16 protein-coding genes are annotated in these 18,030 nt (G+C 63.4%); 5 read left to right on the forward strand and 11 right to left on the reverse strand.

Features of this window, described 5'->3' with window-relative positions:
- Window positions 1-32: 32 nt before the first annotated feature.
- Together rne and ACNFCI_RS06955 are read left to right on the forward strand one after the other, a co-directional pair.
- Window positions 33-3,260, forward strand: coding sequence for a ribonuclease E (gene rne / locus ACNFCI_RS06950; protein WP_368829254.1), 3,228 nt, complete (start codon window positions 33-35; stop codon window positions 3,258-3,260).
- A 280-nt stretch (window positions 3,261-3,540) separates the two neighbouring features.
- Window positions 3,541-6,219 carry an RHS repeat-associated core domain-containing protein gene (locus ACNFCI_RS06955; protein ID WP_368829255.1) on the forward strand — a complete coding sequence of 893 codons (2,679 nt, stop codon included), beginning with the start codon at window positions 3,541-3,543 and terminating at the stop codon, window positions 6,217-6,219.
- A gap of 33 nt (window positions 6,220-6,252) precedes the next feature.
- Here ACNFCI_RS06955 and murB read toward each other — a convergent pair whose 3' ends face one another.
- From murB to ACNFCI_RS06995, 8 genes are all read right to left on the reverse strand, one after another.
- Window positions 6,253-7,272 (reverse strand): UDP-N-acetylmuramate dehydrogenase, encoded by a 1,020-nt coding sequence (gene murB, locus ACNFCI_RS06960; RefSeq protein ID WP_084855017.1) that lies wholly within the window; start codon window positions 7,270-7,272, stop codon window positions 6,253-6,255.
- Complete coding sequence (locus ACNFCI_RS06965; protein ID WP_084855016.1) at window positions 7,269-7,733, reverse strand: low molecular weight protein-tyrosine-phosphatase; 465 nt, start codon at window positions 7,731-7,733, stop codon at window positions 7,269-7,271. The genes murB and ACNFCI_RS06965 overlap by 4 nt, the downstream gene beginning before the upstream one ends.
- Window positions 7,733-8,497, reverse strand: a complete 765-nt coding sequence (gene kdsB, locus ACNFCI_RS06970) for a 3-deoxy-manno-octulosonate cytidylyltransferase (protein WP_084855015.1) — start codon at window positions 8,495-8,497, stop codon at window positions 7,733-7,735. The genes ACNFCI_RS06965 and kdsB overlap by 1 nt, the downstream gene beginning before the upstream one ends.
- Window positions 8,494-8,679 carry a Trm112 family protein gene (locus ACNFCI_RS06975; RefSeq protein ID WP_003247142.1) on the reverse strand — a complete coding sequence of 62 codons (186 nt, stop codon included), beginning with the start codon at window positions 8,677-8,679 and terminating at the stop codon, window positions 8,494-8,496. Before ACNFCI_RS06975 ends, kdsB begins: the two co-directional genes overlap by 4 nt.
- Window positions 8,680-8,712: 33 nt before the next feature.
- The gene (lpxK, locus tag ACNFCI_RS06980; protein WP_368829256.1) at window positions 8,713-9,732 is read right to left on the reverse strand and encodes a tetraacyldisaccharide 4'-kinase; all 1,020 of its coding nucleotides are present in this window, start codon (window positions 9,730-9,732) and stop codon (window positions 8,713-8,715) included.
- A complete protein-coding gene (locus ACNFCI_RS06985; RefSeq protein ID WP_084855013.1) occupies window positions 9,732-10,166 on the reverse strand; it encodes an ExbD/TolR family protein in 435 nt (144 codons plus the stop codon). Before ACNFCI_RS06985 ends, lpxK begins: the two co-directional genes overlap by 1 nt.
- Entirely contained in the window at window positions 10,163-10,798 is a 636-nt protein-coding gene (locus ACNFCI_RS06990; RefSeq protein WP_084855012.1) for a MotA/TolQ/ExbB proton channel family protein, read from the reverse strand. The genes ACNFCI_RS06985 and ACNFCI_RS06990 overlap by 4 nt, the downstream gene beginning before the upstream one ends.
- 122 nt (window positions 10,799-10,920) lie before the next feature.
- Window positions 10,921-13,140: a DNA internalization-related competence protein ComEC/Rec2 gene (locus ACNFCI_RS06995; protein WP_368829257.1), complete on the reverse strand. Its 2,220-nt coding sequence runs from the start codon at window positions 13,138-13,140 to the stop codon at window positions 10,921-10,923.
- 142 nt (window positions 13,141-13,282) lie between these two features.
- Here ACNFCI_RS06995 and ACNFCI_RS07000 point away from each other — a divergent pair, with 142 nt between their 5' ends.
- Window positions 13,283-13,912 carry a DUF2062 domain-containing protein gene (locus ACNFCI_RS07000; RefSeq protein WP_143515168.1) on the forward strand — a complete coding sequence of 210 codons (630 nt, stop codon included), beginning with the start codon at window positions 13,283-13,285 and terminating at the stop codon, window positions 13,910-13,912.
- Here ACNFCI_RS07000 and ACNFCI_RS07005 read toward each other — a convergent pair.
- The 3 genes from ACNFCI_RS07005 to ACNFCI_RS07015 form a co-directional block, all read right to left on the reverse strand.
- Window positions 13,796-14,575 (reverse strand): ABC transporter permease, encoded by a 780-nt coding sequence (locus ACNFCI_RS07005; protein WP_084855010.1) that lies wholly within the window; start codon window positions 14,573-14,575, stop codon window positions 13,796-13,798. The two genes, ACNFCI_RS07000 and ACNFCI_RS07005, sit on opposite strands and share 117 nt — an antisense overlap.
- Window positions 14,572-15,504: an ABC transporter ATP-binding protein gene (locus ACNFCI_RS07010; protein WP_084855009.1), complete on the reverse strand. Its 933-nt coding sequence runs from the start codon at window positions 15,502-15,504 to the stop codon at window positions 14,572-14,574. Before ACNFCI_RS07010 ends, ACNFCI_RS07005 begins: the two co-directional genes overlap by 4 nt.
- Window positions 15,505-15,643: 139 nt before the next feature.
- Window positions 15,644-16,267, reverse strand: a complete 624-nt coding sequence (locus ACNFCI_RS07015; RefSeq protein WP_084855008.1) for a glutathione S-transferase — start codon at window positions 16,265-16,267, stop codon at window positions 15,644-15,646.
- 410 nt (window positions 16,268-16,677) lie between these two features.
- On the opposite strand from ACNFCI_RS07015, the gene ACNFCI_RS07020 reads away from it, so the two are divergent.
- Window positions 16,678-17,208 carry a fimbrial protein gene (locus ACNFCI_RS07020; RefSeq protein ID WP_368829258.1) on the forward strand — a complete coding sequence of 177 codons (531 nt, stop codon included), beginning with the start codon at window positions 16,678-16,680 and terminating at the stop codon, window positions 17,206-17,208.
- 56 nt (window positions 17,209-17,264) lie between these two features.
- Complete coding sequence (locus ACNFCI_RS07025) at window positions 17,265-18,002, forward strand: molecular chaperone (RefSeq protein WP_368829259.1); 738 nt, start codon at window positions 17,265-17,267, stop codon at window positions 18,000-18,002.
- Window positions 18,003-18,030: the final 28 nt, after the last annotated feature.

Genomic DNA, 18,030 nt, shown 5'->3' on the forward strand with positions numbered 1-18,030 from the left:
GTTTCCGGCAGCCCGGAAACCGACGGTACAACATGAAAAGAATGCTGATTAACGCGACTCAACCCGAAGAGTTGCGTGTAGCCCTGGTGGATGGCCAACGCCTCTACGACCTGGATATCGAGTCCGGGGCGCGCGAGCAGAAGAAGGCCAACATCTACAAAGGCCGGATCACCCGGATCGAACCCAGCCTCGAAGCCGCCTTCGTCGACTTCGGCTCCGAACGCCACGGCTTCCTGCCACTCAAGGAAATCTCCCGCGAATACTTCAAGAAGGCGCCCGAAGGCCGCGTCAACATCAAGGAAGTACTGAGCGAAGGCCAGGAAGTCATCGTCCAGGTCGAGAAGGAAGAGCGCGGCAACAAAGGCGCCGCCCTGACCACCTTCATCAGCCTGGCCGGCCGCTACCTGGTGCTGATGCCCAACAACCCGCGCGCCGGCGGCATTTCCCGCCGCATTGAGGGCGAAGAGCGCAACGAGCTGCGCGAAGCCCTCAACGGCCTGACCGTCCCGGGTGACATGGGCCTGATCGTGCGCACCGCCGGCCTTGGCCGCAGCAGCGAAGAAATGCAGTGGGACCTGGACTACCTGCTGCAACTGTGGACTGCCATCAAGGAAGCGTCCCAGGACCGCGCCGCGCCGTTCCTGATCTACCAGGAAAGCAACGTCATCATCCGCGCCATCCGCGACTACCTGCGCCAGGACATCGGCGAAGTGCTGATCGACAGCATCGACGCCCAGGAAGAAGCCCTGACCTTCATCCGCCAGGTGATGCCGCAGTACGCCAGCAAGGTCAAGCTGTACGAAGACAGCGTCCCGCTGTTCAACCGCTTCCAGATCGAAAGCCAGATCGAGACCGCTTTCCAGCGTGTGGTCGACCTGCCGTCGGGCGGCTCCATCGTCATCGACCCGACCGAAGCCCTGGTTTCCATCGACATCAACTCGGCGCGCGCCACCAAGGGTAGCGACATCGAGGAAACTGCCCTGCAGACCAACCTGGAAGCGGCCGAGGAAATCGCCCGCCAGCTGCGTCTGCGCGACATCGGCGGCCTGATCGTCATCGACTTCATCGACATGACCCCGGCGAAGAACCAGCGCGCCGTGGAAGAGCGCGTACGCGAATGCCTCGAGGCCGACCGTGCCCGCGTCCAGGTTGGCCGCATTTCGCGCTTCGGCCTGTTGGAGATGTCCCGCCAGCGCCTGCGCCCATCGCTTGGCGAAAGCAGCGGCATCGTCTGCCCACGCTGCTCCGGCACCGGCATCATCCGCGACGTCGAGTCGCTGTCCCTGGCAATCCTGCGCCTGATCGAGGAAGAAGCCCTCAAGGACCGTACCGCCGAGGTACGCGCCCAGGTGCCGATCCCGGTGGCCGCCTTCCTGCTCAATGAAAAGCGCAACTCGATCACCAAGATCGAACTGCGCACCCGTGCGCGCATCATCATCCTGCCGAACGATCACCTGGAAACCCCGCACTTCGAAGTCCAGCGCCTGCGCGACGACAACCCGGACGTGCTCAACAGCCAGTCCAGCTACGAGATCGCCGCCGCCGAAACCGAAGAAGCGCCGCAGCCGACCGCCACCCGCACCCTGGTTCGCCAGGAAGCTGCAGTGAAGACCGCTCCGGCCCGCGCCAACGCCCCGGTACCGGCCACGCCCGAACCGCAACCAGCCGCCCCCGCCGCGCCGGCGCCAAGCGCACCTGAACCGAGCCTGTTCAAAGGCCTGGTCAAGTCCCTGGTCAGCCTGTTCGCCGGCAAGGAAGAGCCTGTTGCCGCTCCGGCTGCCGCCACCGAAAAACCTGCCACCGAGCGGGCACAGCGTAACGAAGAACGTCGCAACGGCCGCCAGCAGAGCCGCAATCGCAACGGCCGCCGCGATGAGGAGCGCAAGCCGCGCGAAGAGCGTGGCGAGCGAGCCTCGCGTGAAGAGCGCCAGCCACGCGAAGAGCGTGCACCGCGTGAAGAACGTGCACCTCGCGAGGAACGCGCACCACGTGAAGAGCGCCAGCCGCGCCAGCCACGCGAAGACCGCCGTGGCAACCGCGAAGAGCGTGTACGCGAGCTGCGTGAACCGCTGGACGCCGCACCGGCCGCCCGCGAGGAGCGCCAGCCGCGCGAAGAACGTGCGCCACGCGAAGAACGCGTAACCCGCGAAGAACGCGCACCGCGTGAAGAGCGTACGCCTCGCGAAGAACGTGCCCCGCGTGAAGAACGCGCTCCACGCGAAGAACGTGCCCCGCGTGAAGAACGCGCTCCACGTGAAGAACGTGCCCCGCGTGAAGAACGTGCTCCGCGAGAAGAGCGTGCCGAGCGTGAAGAACGCCAGCCGCGTCCACCACGCGAAGAGCGCCAGCCGCGTGCCGCCGAGCAAGCTGCCGAGGCCGCCGAGGAGCAACTGCCCAACGAAGAGCTGCTGCAGGATGAGCAACAGGAAGGCACCGATGGCGAACGCCCACGCCGTCGCTCCCGTGGCCAGCGTCGTCGCAGCAACCGTCGCGAACGTCAGCGCAACGCCAACGGCGAGCTGATCGAAGGCGGAGACGAGGACGCTACCGGCGAAGAGCAGGCAGCACCGCAGCACCAGGCCACCGAGCTGGGTGCGGAACTGGCTGCCGGCCTGGCCGTGACTGCCGCTGTCGCCACCAGCAACATCAGCGCCGACGCCGAAGCCCAGGCCAACCAGCAGGCCGAACAGGCCACCGCCACGGTTGCCGAAGGTGAAGTCATCGCCCTGCCGGCTGAACAGGTTGCCGCAGAGCCGGCTACCCAGGTCGAGCAAGCCGCTATCGCCCCAGTGGTAGAGCAGCCTGTCAGCGCACCGGTTGCCGTAGTCGAGCCTGGTGCCGAACCTGTCGTGGAAACAGCTGAACAGCCCGCTGTCGAAGCCCCTGCCGTCGAAACTGCCGCACAAGCACCGGCCGTTGAGTCCGGCGAAGCCGAGAAAGCCCCTGCCACCGAGCAAGTGCCAGAGCAAGCGCCGGTCGTTGAGCCGGTTGCCGAGGTCGCCGAGGCCAAGCCTGAAGGGGTCGAACCCGCTCCGGTCGTTGCCCAAGCTGCGCCTGCAGCGGCAGAGCCAGAGGCACCGGCCCCGGTCGAACCGGCCACTGTCATGCTGCCCAACGGCCGTGCCCCGAACGACCCACGCGAAGTGCGTCGCCGCAAGCGCGAAGCCGAAGCCGCCGCCGCTGCCGCCAAGGCCGCTGCAGCAGCCCAGGAGCCCGAGGCGCTGGAAACCACCGAAGCGCAAAAGCCTAACCACGGTTGATGCCATCGGCTGAATGAAGAAGCCCCGCCAGTGCGAACTGGCGGGGCTTTTTCATTCAGGCTGCATTTACGGCCACGCGCGGCGGATGGCTACCTCAATTAATTAGGAGCATTCATAGCGCCCTGCACTATTTATATTGAACGGCATTGATCCACTCACGGGTTCGCATGGAATGCCAGGTTCACTTGCCCATCTGCACAGCAATACCCCCACGGTCTGCGGTCGGTTTCGTACACTCTCATGGTTGCGTACGCCACAAAACCTATCTCAGGTACGTCTGTTGGTCACTCGTACAGTCAACGCCCCACTGGCCCGCAAGACCCTGCACTTCGGAGCGCGAAGCCTGAAGAACCCAGCCACCGATAATGCCGATGCCGTCACCTTCACGGGGCTGGCCGGCCAATCGTTGTGTCTGCATACCGCCGACGGAGACACCTCATTCACGCTCTCCGATGCAGCGGGCCGCCCCCTCTGGTCTCGAAATGCCCAAGGCACCGTCAGCACAAGGGTCTACGAGGCAAGCCAAGCCGGTGGCAGACTCCAATCGCTCATTGAGACCGCAGCAGGTGTTGCGACAGGACGTATGCGTGAGCGCTACGCCTATGCCCCCTTGGGCGAGTCGAAGTGGCAGGCCGCGAACCTGGCGGGCGCCCAGATTGAAGCATGCACCAATGCAGGCATCGAACGCCCGCTCAGCGTCTCTATGACCGGCCAGCCCCTGGCCTGCGAACAGCGGTTGCTCAAACCGGAAGTGGAATTGCCGGACTGGACCCGCTGCACCCAGGCCGAGACGGAGCAACCGCTGAAGGTCTCAGGCATTTATGATGCAACGGGTGCACCGCTGAGACTCACGAACGCGTGCGGTGTGACCTCGATCAGCCAATACGCTATCACTGGTGCGCTGCTCGAGACTCGATTGGCCTATGTGCAAAATGGCTTAACCAAGGAAATCGTCACCCTACGAGACATCCACTATCGAGCAGATGGCGTGGTGCTGTCCCAAACAGCGGGTAACGGCGTCATCGACAGATATGAGTACGACCCCGCGACACAATTTTTAAGACGGCACCTGACCGAGCGCCCATCGAACCATCCGCGAGGCCCGCTTGTTATCAGCGACCTGCATTATCACCATGACCCGGTAGGCAATATCCTAAGGCTCGTGGACAAAGCAGCAGATCCTCAGTGGCACGGTAACCGTCAGGCTACAGGGCTTCGCGAATACACCTACGACACGCTCTATCGCCTCATCTGCGCAACAGGCCGGGAGCGCGCTCCAAAGTGCCGCTATTACAGCACCGACTTCTCGGCGGGGAGTGTCTGGGCGCCCTACACCGAAAGCTACCTCTACGATGACGGCGACAACCTCAAGGCGATCCAGCATGTCGGCGGCGCCGGCAATCGCACCCAACAGTTGAACATATCCGAAGGTAGCAATCGGGCAACAGCAAAGCAGCACAACCTGCCCCCGGATGCGGGCTTCCTGGCCGGAGGTCTGCAGAAGCAACTGGCTGATGGTCAAGCCTTGCACTGGCATGTCGACAACCAGTTGCGCAAAGTCACCCCGGTCAGTCGTGACAATGGCGATGACGACAGCGAGCGTTATCACTATGCCGATGGAGGCACTCGCACGCGGAAGATCCGTACGATTAAAGTCAGCGACACGACGCTGCGCACCGTGACGACCTATATCAACGATTGCGAGATCCGCCAGCAGTGGCTGGGCCCGCAGACCGCCCCGCACACATTTATCGCTATCACGCAGAATAGGGAGGTTCGTCTGATCGAGGACCGCCTAAACAGCACTGTCCACCTGCGCTATAGCTTCAGTGATCACCTGGGCAGCGTCGCAGGTGAGACGGACGATGTTGGCCATTTGGTTACCCGCGAAGAATACGCGCCTTATGGCACCACCGTGGGGCGTGACGAAGCGGCCGAGGAGGTCAGCAAACTGATCCAGCGAACCTTGCGTTATTCAGGCAAGGAGCAGGACGCGACAGGGTTGTACTACTACGGTTGGCGATATTACCAACCGGGGCTTGGACGATGGTTGAGTGTCGACCCGGGCGACTTGGTCGATGGAATTAATTTGTTCCGCTTTACACGCAACAATCCGATCACACTCCATGACCCAAACGGAATGAATCCAGGGGCTATGTCGGAAAAAGCGATAGCGCAGATGATCAGGACGTTGCCGCCCGCCTCACTGGCCTCTGTGCACACGCTATTGAATCTGGACCACACCGCGACAGTAGATACCGAGTCGCTCGCATCGTTCATCTTCAGTGGCATACAAAACGATCACGGCCCAGCCTTGGAGGCTCTGCAGTATATCCAGCAGTTGTCGACAAGCCCCACACTTTTCCAAGATTGGGGATCCGATACGGAGCCAGATCTCTCCGAAGAAATGAAATTACATGAACCGTTACCCGGAGACCCCCAGCACTTCCAAGCCAATCTGGACCAGGTCATAGCACAGAACCGTCCGATGATAGCCAGGATCGAGCAGCTGACCCCGATGATAACTCGGACCGACCAGCAAGACCATACCATGACCACCGCCATAGCCGGTACAAGTATGTTTACGAATACTTATTATCCGGGTCGCTGGATTTTTGAAGCCAACTTCCGGGACAGTCGTCATAAGTTTTTTGCCAGCGATGTGGCCTATCTTCAATACGAAACCGTTTCGCAAGAAAAGGGATTTTACGGTCAATTGCCATCAGAAATAATAAGAAGCAATGTCATCAATGAGGAAACCCTTGAGGTCATGAATCAACCGCCAAGCGAAGAGCGGTCTTCACTGGATACCTTCATTTGGAACACACCCAACGGGAGAAGTACAAAGCGAATAATGGATGTCTTTGGTCTAAAGGCCACCTCTCTTAGGCGACTAAACGAAAGTTTTATTCTTGGCGTCAAGCCTAAAGAGACCGTGCCTTGGAGGCCATGGTTGTAATAGCCAAACGTGGGGCTGCCACAGCCCCACGGTTCAGTAAAGGTTCGGCTCCATCTCCAGCACCACACCAAAGCGCTCGAAGATGTCGGCCTGGATCCTACGCGCCAGATCATGCAGCTGGGCACCCGTCGCCTGGCCATAATTCACCAGCACCAGCGACTGCAGGCGATGCACCCCGGCATCGCCATCCCGATAGCCCTTCCACCCAGCTTGCTCGATCAGCCAGCCGGCGGCCAGTTTCACCTGGCCGTCGGGTTGTGGATAAGCCACCACGTTCGGGTAGTGCTCACGAATGCGTTCTGCCACTGCCGCCGGAACCACCGGGTTCTTGAAGAAGCTGCCAGCGTTGCCCAGTTCGGCCGGGTCTGGCAGTTTTTCCCGGCGAATGCTGCAGATCGCTTCGCTGATAGCCTTGGCGGTAGGCGCTTCGACACTCTGCTCGGCCAAGCGCTGGCGTACGGGCCCATAGTCCAGGTGGGCCCTCAAGGTCCGGCTGAGGGCGAAACGTACCCGCAAGATCAACCACCGCCCAGGGTTACGCTTGAACAGGCTGTCGCGGTAGGCGAAGGCGCACTCATCAAGCGCGAAATCGCGCAGCTCGCCGGTTTCCCGGTCCAATGCGGTCAGCCCGGCGAACACGTCCTTGATTTCCACCCCGTAGGCGCCGACGTTCTGCATGGGCGCAGCGCCCACGGTGCCAGGAATCAGGCTGAGGTTTTCCAGGCCGCAAAACCCCTGCTCCAGGGACCATTGCACGAAAGGATGCCAAGGCTCACCGGCCTCGGCCTCGACCACGACCCGGTCACCGTCCTCCTGCACGACCCGGCGACCACGGCTGGCCATGTGCAACACCAGGGCGTCGATATCACCGGTCAGCAGCAGGTTGCTGCCGCCACCGATCACCAGCACCGGCACCTGCCGCTCGGCAGCCTCGGCCAGGGCCTGGCGCACTTCGCCGTCGTCATGGGCCTGGGTGAAGTACCGTGCGCACACGTCGATGCCGAAGGTGTTGTAGGGCTTGAGCGATACCCGCTCCTGCCAACTCGCCGTCATAGCCGCCCCTTGATTTCCACGACCAGCTCCCGGCAAGCCGCCTCGATCAGGTCGAGGACCTGCTCGAAACCTTCGGCGCCGCCGTAGTAAGGGTCTGGTACTTCATCCAGGGCCGCACCATAGCGGCGCAGGAACAGGTCGAGTTCGCCGCGGGCGGTATGCGGGCGCATGGCCTGCAGGTGGCCAAGGTTGCTCTTGTCCATGGCCAGGATCAGGTCGTAATCACCGAAATGCTCGGCCTTGACCTGCTGGGCACGTTGGCGCGACAGGTCGTAGCCACGCGCCAGGGCCGCCTTGCAGGTACGGCTGTCGGGCGCCTTGCCCACATGCCAGTCACCGGTGCCGGCAGACGCCACGTGCACCTGTTCGGCCAGGCCTGCGGCCTGCAGTTGATGACGCAGCACGCCCTCGGCAGTCGGCGAACGACAGATGTTGCCCAGGCAGACGAACAGAACGCGCATCAGGCCTCCAGCAAGCGCCGTACGCGCTCCAGGTCTTCAGGGGTATCCACGCCGACCGCAGGTGCCTCGATGGCATCGGCGACATGAATGCGCACGCCATGCCACAGAGCGCGCAGCTGCTCCAGCGATTCGGTCTGCTCCAGCCAGCATGGCCCCCAGCCGACGAAGTCTTGCAGAAAGCCCACGCGGTAGGCGTACATGCCGATGTGACGACGGTACGGAACGCCCCCAGGAAGGTTTTCGCGGTCTTTGGCAAAGGCATCCCGAGCCCAAGGCAGCGGAGCGCGGCTGAAAGTCAGGGCCAGGCCATTCTTGTCGCTGACCACCTTCACCGCGTTGGGGTTGAAGACGGTTTCCGGCTCGGCGATCGGTTCGGCCAGGGTGGCGATGCCGGCCTCCGGGTGGGCCGCGAGGTTGGCGGCCACCTGGTCGATGATCACCGGTGGGATCAACGGCTCGTCACCCTGGACATTGACCACGATGGCATCGGCAGGCAATTGCAGGTGCGCGGCCACTTCGGCCAGGCGGTCGGTGCCCGACTCATGGTCGGCACGGGTCAGCAGGACTTCGGCGCCGAAGGCCTGGCAGGCCTCGACGATGCTGGCGTCATCGGTGGCGATGACCACGCGGCTGGCGCCACTCTTGCGCGCCTGCTCCCAGACATGCTGCACCATCGGCTTGCCGGCGATCGGCAGCAACGGCTTGCCCGGCAGGCGCGTGGAGCGCAGGCGGGCGGGAATCACCACGGTGAAGTTCAGGCTCATTTATCCAGGCGCTCGTCATCGGTCAGGGTGCGCGCTTCGCTTTCCAGCATCACCGGGATGCCGTCGCGGATCGGGTAGGCAAGGCCTGCGCCCTTGCTGATCAGCTCGGTCTTGTCGGCGCTGAGCTTGAGCGGGCCCTTGGTGATCGGGCAGGCCAGGATATCGAGCAGTTTGGTGTCCATGGAGGCTTCCTTACGAGGCCAGAGGCCGGAAAGTTAAGAGTCTTGAGGTGCGGGGCGCCCAGGCAGCAGCCGCTGCAACTGGCCATCGAACCAGGCGGCGAAGGCCTGGGATGGCACCGCATCCACGGCCAGGTACCACCAGTCTTCGGCAGCGAAGGCCCGGCACTTCACCGCATCCTTCTCGGTCATCACCAGCGGCAGGGCCGGGCTGAATGCCAGGTTCCGGGCGCTGAACTGCGCATGGTCGGCAAAGGGGTGCGGTATCGGCTGCCAGTTTAGCCCCTGCAGGGTATTGAAGAAACGCTGCGGGTTGCCGATGCCCGCCACGGCGTGCACGGCCTGGCCTGGCGGAAAATGTTCGAGGGGGCGGCGCTCGCCGCTGCGCAGGTTGACCAGCGCCGCCGGCTGCAGACCGAAGGCGAAGCCACCGTCCCGGTCATATTCGGCGCCGTTGTACAGCACAGCGTCCGCCTCGGCCAGGCGCTCGACGGGCTCGCGCAACGGCCCGGCCGGCAGGCAGCGGCCATTGCCCAGGCCACGGGCGGCATCGATGAGCACCAATTCGAGGTCGCGGGCCAGGCGGTAGTGTTGCATGCCGTCGTCGCACAGGATCAGGTCCAACGGCTCGCTGGCCAACAGGGCCTGCACAGCGCGGGAGCGCTCGGGGTCGATCATCAGCGGCACACCGGTGCGCTGCACGATCAACAAGGGTTCGTCCCCAGCCTGGCTCGCGTCCTGGTCGGCCCGGACCCGCCAAGGCACGCTGGGCGGCGTGGCGCCGTAACCACGGCTGACCACGCCGACCTTCAGGCCTTGGCGGCGGCAATGCGCGATCAACCAGAGGATCATCGGTGTCTTGCCGGTACCGCCCACCGTGATATTACCCACCACGATCACCGGCACCGGCGCACGGTAGCTGGTGCTTTGGCCATTGAGAAAACGTGCACGCTTGCGCAAGACCACGCGCCGGTACAAGGCTTCCAGCGGTCGCAGCAGCGCAAGGGCCGGGTGCCCGGTGTACCAGGCAGCGAGCAGGCGGTCGGCGAAGGCCATCAGGGCGTGCCCTGCGCCGCCTCGACCGTGGTCATGCGCAGCTTGCTGAAGCCGAGCTTGCCGGCCGCATCCATCGCGGTGACCACGGCCTGGTGGGGCGTCTTGCCATCGGCGCTGATCGACAGCGGCAAGGTGATGTCGCCGCCGGACTCACGCTCCAGGGCCTCGGTCAAGGTCGCCAGATCGCTCTTGGGCAGCAAGTGGTTGTTCACCGAGTACACGCCATCAGCGCTGATCGTGACTTCCACGCGCTTGCCCTCCTCCGCCGGCGGCTGGGAGGCGCTGACCGCCTCGGGCAGCTCGACGCGCAGCTGGGTCTCGCGGGTGAAGGTGGTGGTGACCACGAAGAACAGCAGCAACACGAACACCACGTCGATCAGCGACGCCAGGTTGATGTCGACGTTCTCCCGTTGCCGGTTGCGCCGGAATTTCACGCCTTGCCTCCGGCCACTTCGACTTCGCGGTCGCCCTGCAGCACCTCGACCAGCTTGATCGCTTCCTGCTCCATGCCGACCACCAGTTCATCGATGCGCCGTTGCAGGAAGCGGTGGAAGAAGACCGCCGGGATACCGACCATCAGGCCTGCCGCGGTGGTGACCAGGGCCTTGGAGATACCGCCGGCGAGCACGGCCGGGTTGGCGGTCATCTGTGAACCCATGAAGGCGCTGAAGATATCGATCATGCCCAGTACCGTGCCCAGCAGGCCCAGCAGCGGGGCCATGGCGGCGATGGTACCCAGGGTGCTGATGTACCGCTCCAGATCGTGAATGACCCGCGAAGCGGCCTCCTCGATGCACTCCTTCATGATCTCGCGGCCATGGCGGGAGTTGGCCAGGCCCGCGGCGAGGATCTCGCCCAGCGGCGAATCGGCACGCAGGGCCTTGAGCTTGTCACTGGTCAGTTGCTTGTCCTTGATCCACACCCACACCTGGCCCAGCAGGTGCGGCGGGGTCACGCGACTGGCGCGAAGGGTCCACAGGCGCTCGGCGACGATAGCCATGGCGGCGATGGAACTCAGAATGATCGGCAGCATCATCCAACCACCGGACTTGACCAATTCCCACACAGTAAGCATCCCCTTGGAAAAAGGCCTGCACTCTACCATAGCCACGCAAGGGGCTCATCTGCCGGAGGTCAGGGAATGCCTCGTGTGCGGCGAACGCCATTACAACCAATACCGCCGACACCTCACTGCACCTGCCGCCAGAACCGCCGCTGCTCCCGCATACCCTCCACTCCCCCATGGCTCCCCAGCCGCAAACGCAATGCCCCTTCCAACGCCGTGTCATGCACACTCAACCCATGCCGCCGATAGCGCTCCAATACCTGCGGATGCGGGTGTCCGAAACCGTTGTACCGCCCGCGCGAAATCAACACGCCACGCGGCGCCAAGGCCCGGATGAACGGCTCGGTGGACGAACTGCGGCTGCCATGGTGAGGCGACTGCAGCCAGTCGATACGCGGCGACTCGGTCGTGGCCAGCCAGGCCCGCTCGGCACCGGCCTCCATGTCGCCTGCCAGCAACAGGCGCTCGCCCTGCGCCTCGACCTGTAGCACACAGGATCGCTCGTTGCTGTCGGGCCCCTGTGGCCATTGCCAGAGCGCGAAGTCCACCCCATCCCAGCGCCAACGCTCACCGCTGGCGCACGGCAGCGCCTCCAGTTCGGCCGCCAGCTGCCCGGGCTCGCCGGCGAGCACCTGGGCGATCGGCAGGCCTCGACCGATGGCCGCGGCGCCGCCGGCATGGTCGGCATGGCCGTGGCTGATCAGCATCAGGTCCAGTTGCCTCACACCCAGCTTGCGCAGGGTCGGCAACACGACCTGCTCGCCCAGGTCGCTGCTGCCCTTGGCGGGCCCGGCGTCGTAGAGCAGGTTGTGGTGGCGGGTGCGCAGCAGCACGGCCAGGCCTTGCCCGACATCCAACTGCAGCACCTCCACCTGCCCGTGGGGCACATGGTCCCGGGGCGTCCACAGCGCCAGCAACATCACGCCACCCAAGCCCCGCAGCGGGATCCCCCGAGGCAGGAGCACCAACATCGCGCCCAGGCAAACCAGCAGCCAAGCTCCCAGCGGCAAGGCCGGCGGCAGCCAGGCCGGGCGCCGGCTCGCCACCCAGCCCAGCACCTCGAACAACGCATCCAGCGAGCCCCCAGCGAGCCACAACAGCCCTTCTGCGAGTGCGCCAACGGCCAACAACGCACTGCCGAGCAAGGCCAACGGCAGCACCACGAAGCTGATCCAGGGCACCGCCACCAGGTTCATCAGCGGAGCCGTCAGGCTGATCGGCAGCCCCAACGCCAGCAATGGCGGCAGCAGGCCGACCGCAATCACCCATTGAGCCCGGCTCCAGGCTTGCCAGGGTCGCCAAGCCCCCAGCCGCCCGGCGAAGCAGAAGGTCAGCACCCCGACCGCGGCGAACGAGAGCCAGAAACCCGGCAGCAAACTGGCCAGCGGCTCGACCAGCAGGACACCGCACATGGCCATCAGCAACGGTGTGAATACGCCCAGGTGACGAAAACGCAGGCGCCACAGCAATACCACCGCGAGCATCAGGCAGGCCCGCTGCACCGGCACCCCGAAGCCTGCGAGCCAGCCGTAGCCCAAAGCGGCGACCAGGGCCAGCGCACACGCCCAGGGCAACCAGGGCATGCGTGCCGGCCAGGCCCCCAGGCGCGCCAGCAGCGCCACCAGGCCATAGACCAACCCGGCCACCAAACCGATATGCTGGCCGGAAATCACCATCAGGTGCACCGTGCCGGTGGCCTGCAAGGCCTGCCAGTCGCGTTGGGAAAGACCCGAACCATCCCCCAGCACCAGCGCGACCAGGACGGCTTCGCGCCCCTGGGCGTCGATCGCCAGCAACCGTTGACGCAACCCGTCTCGCCAGTTGCCTGGCGCCGCCTCCAGCAGATGGCCGGCCTTGACCGTACCGACCGCCCCGATGCGCCGCGCCAGCAAGGCCGCCTCCCGGTCCGGGCCGTGGGGGTTGAGCAGGCCATGGGGTTGCTTGAGCGTGACAGCCAGCCGCCAGCGCTCGCCCGCGCGGATGTCGGGGCCATCGAACCAGTTCAGTTGCAGGCGTCGTGGCAGCCCGGCACGACGCGAGACCGCATCCTCCAATTCGAAGCGCACCCTGTGCGGCGCCTGGATAGGCAACCCCACTACCCACCCTTCGAGCCACAAGGTGCGACCATCGAGTACGGGAGCCAGGCGGTCATCCAATGCCACCTGGGCCGACCAGCACGCCCAGCAGACGCCGAGCAGAAACCACCCCAATGGCCATGCCCGGCTGCACAGGCATACCAGGCCCAGCACCAGCAAAACCGCCCACCAACCGACCGATGGCAAGGCAGGCAGAACACCCAGGCTCAACAGCCCGAGTGCGAGCGCAAACATCCCTGTGCGCATGAGACAGAGCCCCGAAAGCGAAACGACCTTCTGAGGCATAGCCGAAAATGGCGCTACCCTTGCTCAACAATTGTCACAAACTCTGAACAAGGCGGTCAGGGAAAAAAGGCATACTTCCCCCATCAACCCGCCGGGAGCCTACATGCCTCGCCGCCTGTTCAAACGCTACATGCCAGATCCGACCAGCATTCGGGAACACAAATCCTTACGCTTTTTCGGCAAATTGCTGCATGACCCGAACCTCTGGCACCTGAACCGTCATTCGGTGGCGCGGGCCATGGGCGTCGGCCTGTTCGCGGCGCTCATTCCCATGCCCATGCAAATGCTGCTGGCGGCAAGCCTGGCCATTCCCTTGCGGGGTAACCTGCCGATCGCGGTCAGCCTGGTCTGGCTGACCAACCCGCTGACCATGCCACCGGTGTTCTTCGTCACCTACATGACCGGTGCCTGGCTGATGCAGGTGCCGCCGCGCAGCCTGCCCGACGAAATCACCGTGCAGTGGGTCACCGACCAGCTGTCGACGATCTGGCAACCCTTCCTGCTCGGTTCGGTGGTCTGCGGCCTGGTGCTGGGTGCACTGGCCTACTTCGCCACCATGCTGTACTGGCGCTGGTGGGTGGGCCGGCAGTGGCGCCGGCGCAAGGGGGAACGCGCCTCAGGCGCGCATGCCGCGGCCGCTGACCAGCAGGCGCACGCACAGCACGTAGAGCACCGCGGTGGCCACCAGCATGAAGGTGATCGCCGTGCCAATACGGATATCCGACACCCCTAGGATGCCGTAGCGGAACGAGTTGACCATGTGCAGCACCGGGTTTGCCAGCGACACGGTCTGCCAGAACGGCGGCAGCAGGTTGATCGAGTAGAACACCCCGCCCAGGTAGGTCAGCGGTGTCAGCACGAAGGTCGGGATGATCGAAATGTCGTCGAAGTTGCGTGCGAACACGGCGTTGACGAACCCCAGCAGCGAGAAGATCGTCGCGGTCAACAGCACCACCACCACGGTCACGCCCAGGTGGTGCACCTGCAACTGGGTGAAGAACAGCGACAGGAGGGTCACGATCACCCCGACCGCCAGGCCACGCAGCACGCCACCGAGCACATAGCCCACGAGGATCGTATGCGGCGACACCGGCGAGACCATCAGCTCCTCGATCGAGCGCTGGAACTTGCTGCCGAAAAAGCTCGAGACCACGTTGCCATAGGAGTTGGTGATCACCGACATCATGATCAACCCCGGCACGATGTATTCCATGTAGGTGAAGCCACCCATGTCGCCGATCTGCCGGCCGATCAGGTTACCGAAGATCACGAAGTACAGGACCATGGTGATCGCCGGCGGCAGCAGGGTCTGCGGCCAGATGCGCAGGAAGCGCCGCACTTCGCGGTAGACAATGGTATTCAGGGCCACCCAGTTGGTACGCAGTTCCACGCTCATACCGCCACCTTCGACAGGTTTTTCTCCACCAGGGACACGAACAGCTCCTCGAGTCGGTTGGTCTTGTTGCGCAGGCTCTGCACTTCGATGTTCTGCAGGGCCAGCTGGCCGAACAGCGCGGTGATGCCCATGTCTTTGTCCACCTGCACCTCCAGGGTATGGGGGGTGATCAGGCGGCACGGGTAGCCTTGCAGCACCGGTGCCTGGGGCAGGTCCTGCTTGAGGTCGAGCACGAAGGTCTCTACGTGCAGCTTGCCCAGCAGCTTGCGCATGCTGGTGTTCTCGACGATGGTGCCGTGGTCGATGATGCCGATATTGCGGCACAGCTGCTCGGCTTCCTCGAGGTAGTGAGTGGTCAGGATGATGGTGATGCCCTTCTGATTCAGCTCGGTAAGGAAGCTCCACATCGAACGGCGCAGCTCGATGTCCACCCCGGCGGTGGGCTCGTCGAGGATCAGCAGGCGCGGCTCGTGGATCAACGCCCGGGCGATCATCAGGCGGCGCTTCATGCCACCGGACAACGAACGCGACTGCACGTCGCGCTTGTCCCACAGGCCCAGCTGGGTCAGGTACTGCTCGGCGCGCTCCTTGGCCTGTTTGGCCGGGATGCCGTAGTAGCCGGCCTGAGTGACGACGATATCGAAGGTCTTCTCGAACTGGTTGAAGTTGAACTCCTGGGGCACCACGCCCAGGCAGCGCTTGAGCGCCGCGGGCTCGCGGTCCAGGTCGTGGCCGAATACGTTCACCGTGCCGCTGGTCTTGTTCACCAGGGTCGAGAGGATGCCGATGGTGGTGGATTTGCCGGCGCCGTTGGGGCCGAGCAAGGCGAAGAAGTCACCTTCGGAAACGTCCAGGTCGATGCCCTTGAGGGCCTGGAAGCCGTTGCCGTAGGTCTTGGTCAGCTGTCGTATGGACAGGGCGGAACTCATAGCGGGTCAGGTACCGAAAAAGGGTTCAGGACACGCCAGGTCAAGTCACTGGCGCAGTGAGTGCGGCCCATGGTGCAAGGCCTGGCCGCACAAGTACAGTCATGTGTATCGATAATGACTATCGAAGCAGCCAAGGTGTTCAGGTCAATGCCGTCATCACCGCCGCCTGGTAGGCCGGCCGCTCGCGCAGGCGCTCGTACCAGGCGCGCAGGTGATGCATGTCCGGGCGCTCGATGGGCATCTCGAACCAGGCGTAGATGAAGCTCCCCAGCGGGATGTCGCCCATGCCGATTTCCTGGCCCGAGAGATAGGGCTGCTGCGCCAGGGCCTGGTCGGCGATCGACAGCAATTGGGCGCATTGCTTTTGCGCGGCATTGATCGCCACCCAGTCGCGCTGCGCCTCGGGGGTGCGCAGCAGGCCCCAGAACAGCGGGCGGAACGGCGTGGCGAAGGATGAGGTGGTCCAGTCCATCCATTTGTCCGCCAGGGCGCGCTGGCGGGGGTCGTCCAGGTACCAGCCCTGGTCGCGGCCATACTGGGCGCAGAGGTAGCGCACGATCGTGTTGGACTCCCACAGCACCAGGTCGCCGTCCTCGAGCATGGGCACCAGGCCGTTGGGGTTGCGGGCGCGGTAGTGAGGTTCGTCGACCACGCCGAAGGCACCACCGGCGTCGATCGACTCGAAGTCCAGGCCCAGTTCATGGGCGATCCACAGTGCCTTGCGCACGTTGCTCGAATTCTTGCGGCCCCAGATCTTCAGCATGGCGATGTCCTTATGAATGTGCAGGTGCAGCAGTTTACTTCAAGATCGGGGGTAAGTTCGTCGCGGCGGCTTTGTGGGCTATGAGATCGAGCGCCGCGCGGGCGGCGCTCGATCTCATAGCCCCCTCCATCTCAAGACCGCCGCCCGCGATCCGGGCTTGCCCGGCCATGCCTTACCGGCCACCAGGTAAGACATTTCCGGACCTGAAACCAAAAGGCTTCAGGATAATTCTTTAGAGGCCTACCCTACGCACTTTTCAGAATTATCCTCATTGTCGGAGGAATAATACCTACATACCCTCTCCCTCGCCGCTCTTAAGCTTGCCACCGTTCCGGAAGTTGCAGTCACTTGTGACTATACCGGAATAGCGCTCACGCGATTACCAACACAACTCATATCTAGGTAAGCAAATGAAACAAGCATTCATGGCATTGGCCCTGGGGCTGGCCTCTACCAGCGCCTTCGCCTCTACCGGTGGCGGCAACATTCAATTCAAGGGCGAAATCTATGATGGCGGCACTTGCCCTATCGAAGTGATCGGGCCTGGTGGGGTCAAGGGGTCCGTGGACTTCGAAAAACTGTCCACTTCGGTATTCAAGAGCTCGGGCGCCGCCTCTGCGCCCAAGAATTTCCAACTCAAGGTGGACAGAAGCGACTCGACCTGCAGCGACGCCTCCCTGACAAAAGCCAAGTTTACGTTCACCTCGAAGGAGACCTCTCCGGGCACGAACCTGTTTGGCATAAAGAGCGACGCTGACTCGGCGACCGGACTTGGCATTCGAATCAAGGACCACACCAACACCGCCCTCCAGCCTGGCACTGAAAACCAGTATGACATCGGCACTGGGCTGTTCAATTACAGCGCAGAACTCGTTTCCACCGGCAGCGTAGGTGAAGGGCGGGTCTTGGGCGATATCCAGATTACCGTCGAATTGAGCTAACCCTTACCAGGCGCACCCTGCGCCTGGACCATACTCTTCCAGTATCGTTGAACACCATGCTCTCTTTTCCCTATACGCGCGCACTTTCACTCAGTTGCCTGCTCGCAGTGCTGGGTTCTTTTTCCAGTGCCCATGCTGCACTCACGCTCAATGCTACACGCCTCATTTATGAGAGCGACAAGCGCAGCACGTCGATCATCGTCGCCAACCCCAGCGAACGTACCTATGCGGCACAAGCGTGGGTGAACACACGTGCCGACGATACGACGACCGCCGTTCCCTTCACGGCCTCTCCGACACTGTTTCGTCTTGACCCCGGCAAAGAGCGTACCGTGCAGATCGCCAACCTTCCCAATGACCTGCCGGTCGATCGTGAATCGCTGTTCTTTTTCAATCTGCAGGAGATTCCACAAGCCGTGCCGGGGCAGCGCAACACCCTGAACATCGCCTTGCGTACTCGGATCAAGTTGTTCTATCGCCCCAGCCAATTGTCAGGGCCCGTCACGGAGCATCTGAAGGACCTGCGCTTCTCGCTTACTACAGTTGAAGGTAAAGCACACTTGCATGTGCATAACCCCTCCCCCTTCCACTTCACGTTCAGCCGTTTGGACCTCGAAGCCGCAGGCCGGCAACAGGCCGTCCCTAGTGTCGACATGATCGCCCCGATGAGCGAGCAAACCTACCCCATGCCGAGCGGCCTGCCCGCCCATGGTCTGCAGGCTGTCTTTTCGGTGATCACCGACTATGGCAGCAACACTGCGCCCATGACCTTGCCGGTGCACGGCACGCCCTGATCGCCTCGCGACACTCTTACGGAGAAAC

The organism is Pseudomonas sp. NY15356, from assembly GCF_048068175.1.
In the GTDB taxonomy this organism is placed as follows: Bacteria; Pseudomonadota; Gammaproteobacteria; order Pseudomonadales; family Pseudomonadaceae; genus Aquipseudomonas; species Aquipseudomonas putida_K.

Bases quoted from the DNA above. Each gene is read 5' to 3' on its own strand.
- ACNFCI_RS06965 (WP_084855016.1), bottom strand. From the start codon at position 7,733: ATGCGCGTTCTGTTCGTCTGCCTGGGCAACATCTGTCGTTCGCCGACT.
- ACNFCI_RS07010 (WP_084855009.1), bottom strand. From the start codon at position 15,504: ATGAGTTCCGCCCTGTCCATACGACAGCTGACCAAGACCTACGGCAAC.
- ACNFCI_RS07025 (WP_368829259.1), top strand. From the start codon at position 17,265: ATGCTCTCTTTTCCCTATACGCGCGCACTTTCACTCAGTTGCCTGCTC.
- murB (WP_084855017.1), bottom strand. From the start codon at position 7,272: ATGACGGCGAGTTGGCAGGAGCGGGTATCGCTCAAGCCCTACAACACC.
- ACNFCI_RS07015 (WP_084855008.1), bottom strand. From the start codon at position 16,267: ATGCTGAAGATCTGGGGCCGCAAGAATTCGAGCAACGTGCGCAAGGCA.
- lpxK (WP_368829256.1), bottom strand. From the start codon at position 9,732: ATGGCCTTCGCCGACCGCCTGCTCGCTGCCTGGTACACCGGGCACCCG.
- ACNFCI_RS07005 (WP_084855010.1), bottom strand. From the start codon at position 14,575: ATGAGCGTGGAACTGCGTACCAACTGGGTGGCCCTGAATACCATTGTC.
- ACNFCI_RS06975 (WP_003247142.1), bottom strand. From the start codon at position 8,679: ATGGACACCAAACTGCTCGATATCCTGGCCTGCCCGATCACCAAGGGC.
- ACNFCI_RS07020 (WP_368829258.1), top strand. From the start codon at position 16,678: ATGAAACAAGCATTCATGGCATTGGCCCTGGGGCTGGCCTCTACCAGC.
- ACNFCI_RS07000 (WP_143515168.1), top strand. From the start codon at position 13,283: ATGCCTCGCCGCCTGTTCAAACGCTACATGCCAGATCCGACCAGCATT.
- kdsB (WP_084855015.1), bottom strand. From the start codon at position 8,497: ATGAGCCTGAACTTCACCGTGGTGATTCCCGCCCGCCTGCGCTCCACG.
- rne (WP_368829254.1), top strand. From the start codon at position 33: ATGAAAAGAATGCTGATTAACGCGACTCAACCCGAAGAGTTGCGTGTA.
- ACNFCI_RS06995 (WP_368829257.1), bottom strand. From the start codon at position 13,140: ATGCGCACAGGGATGTTTGCGCTCGCACTCGGGCTGTTGAGCCTGGGT.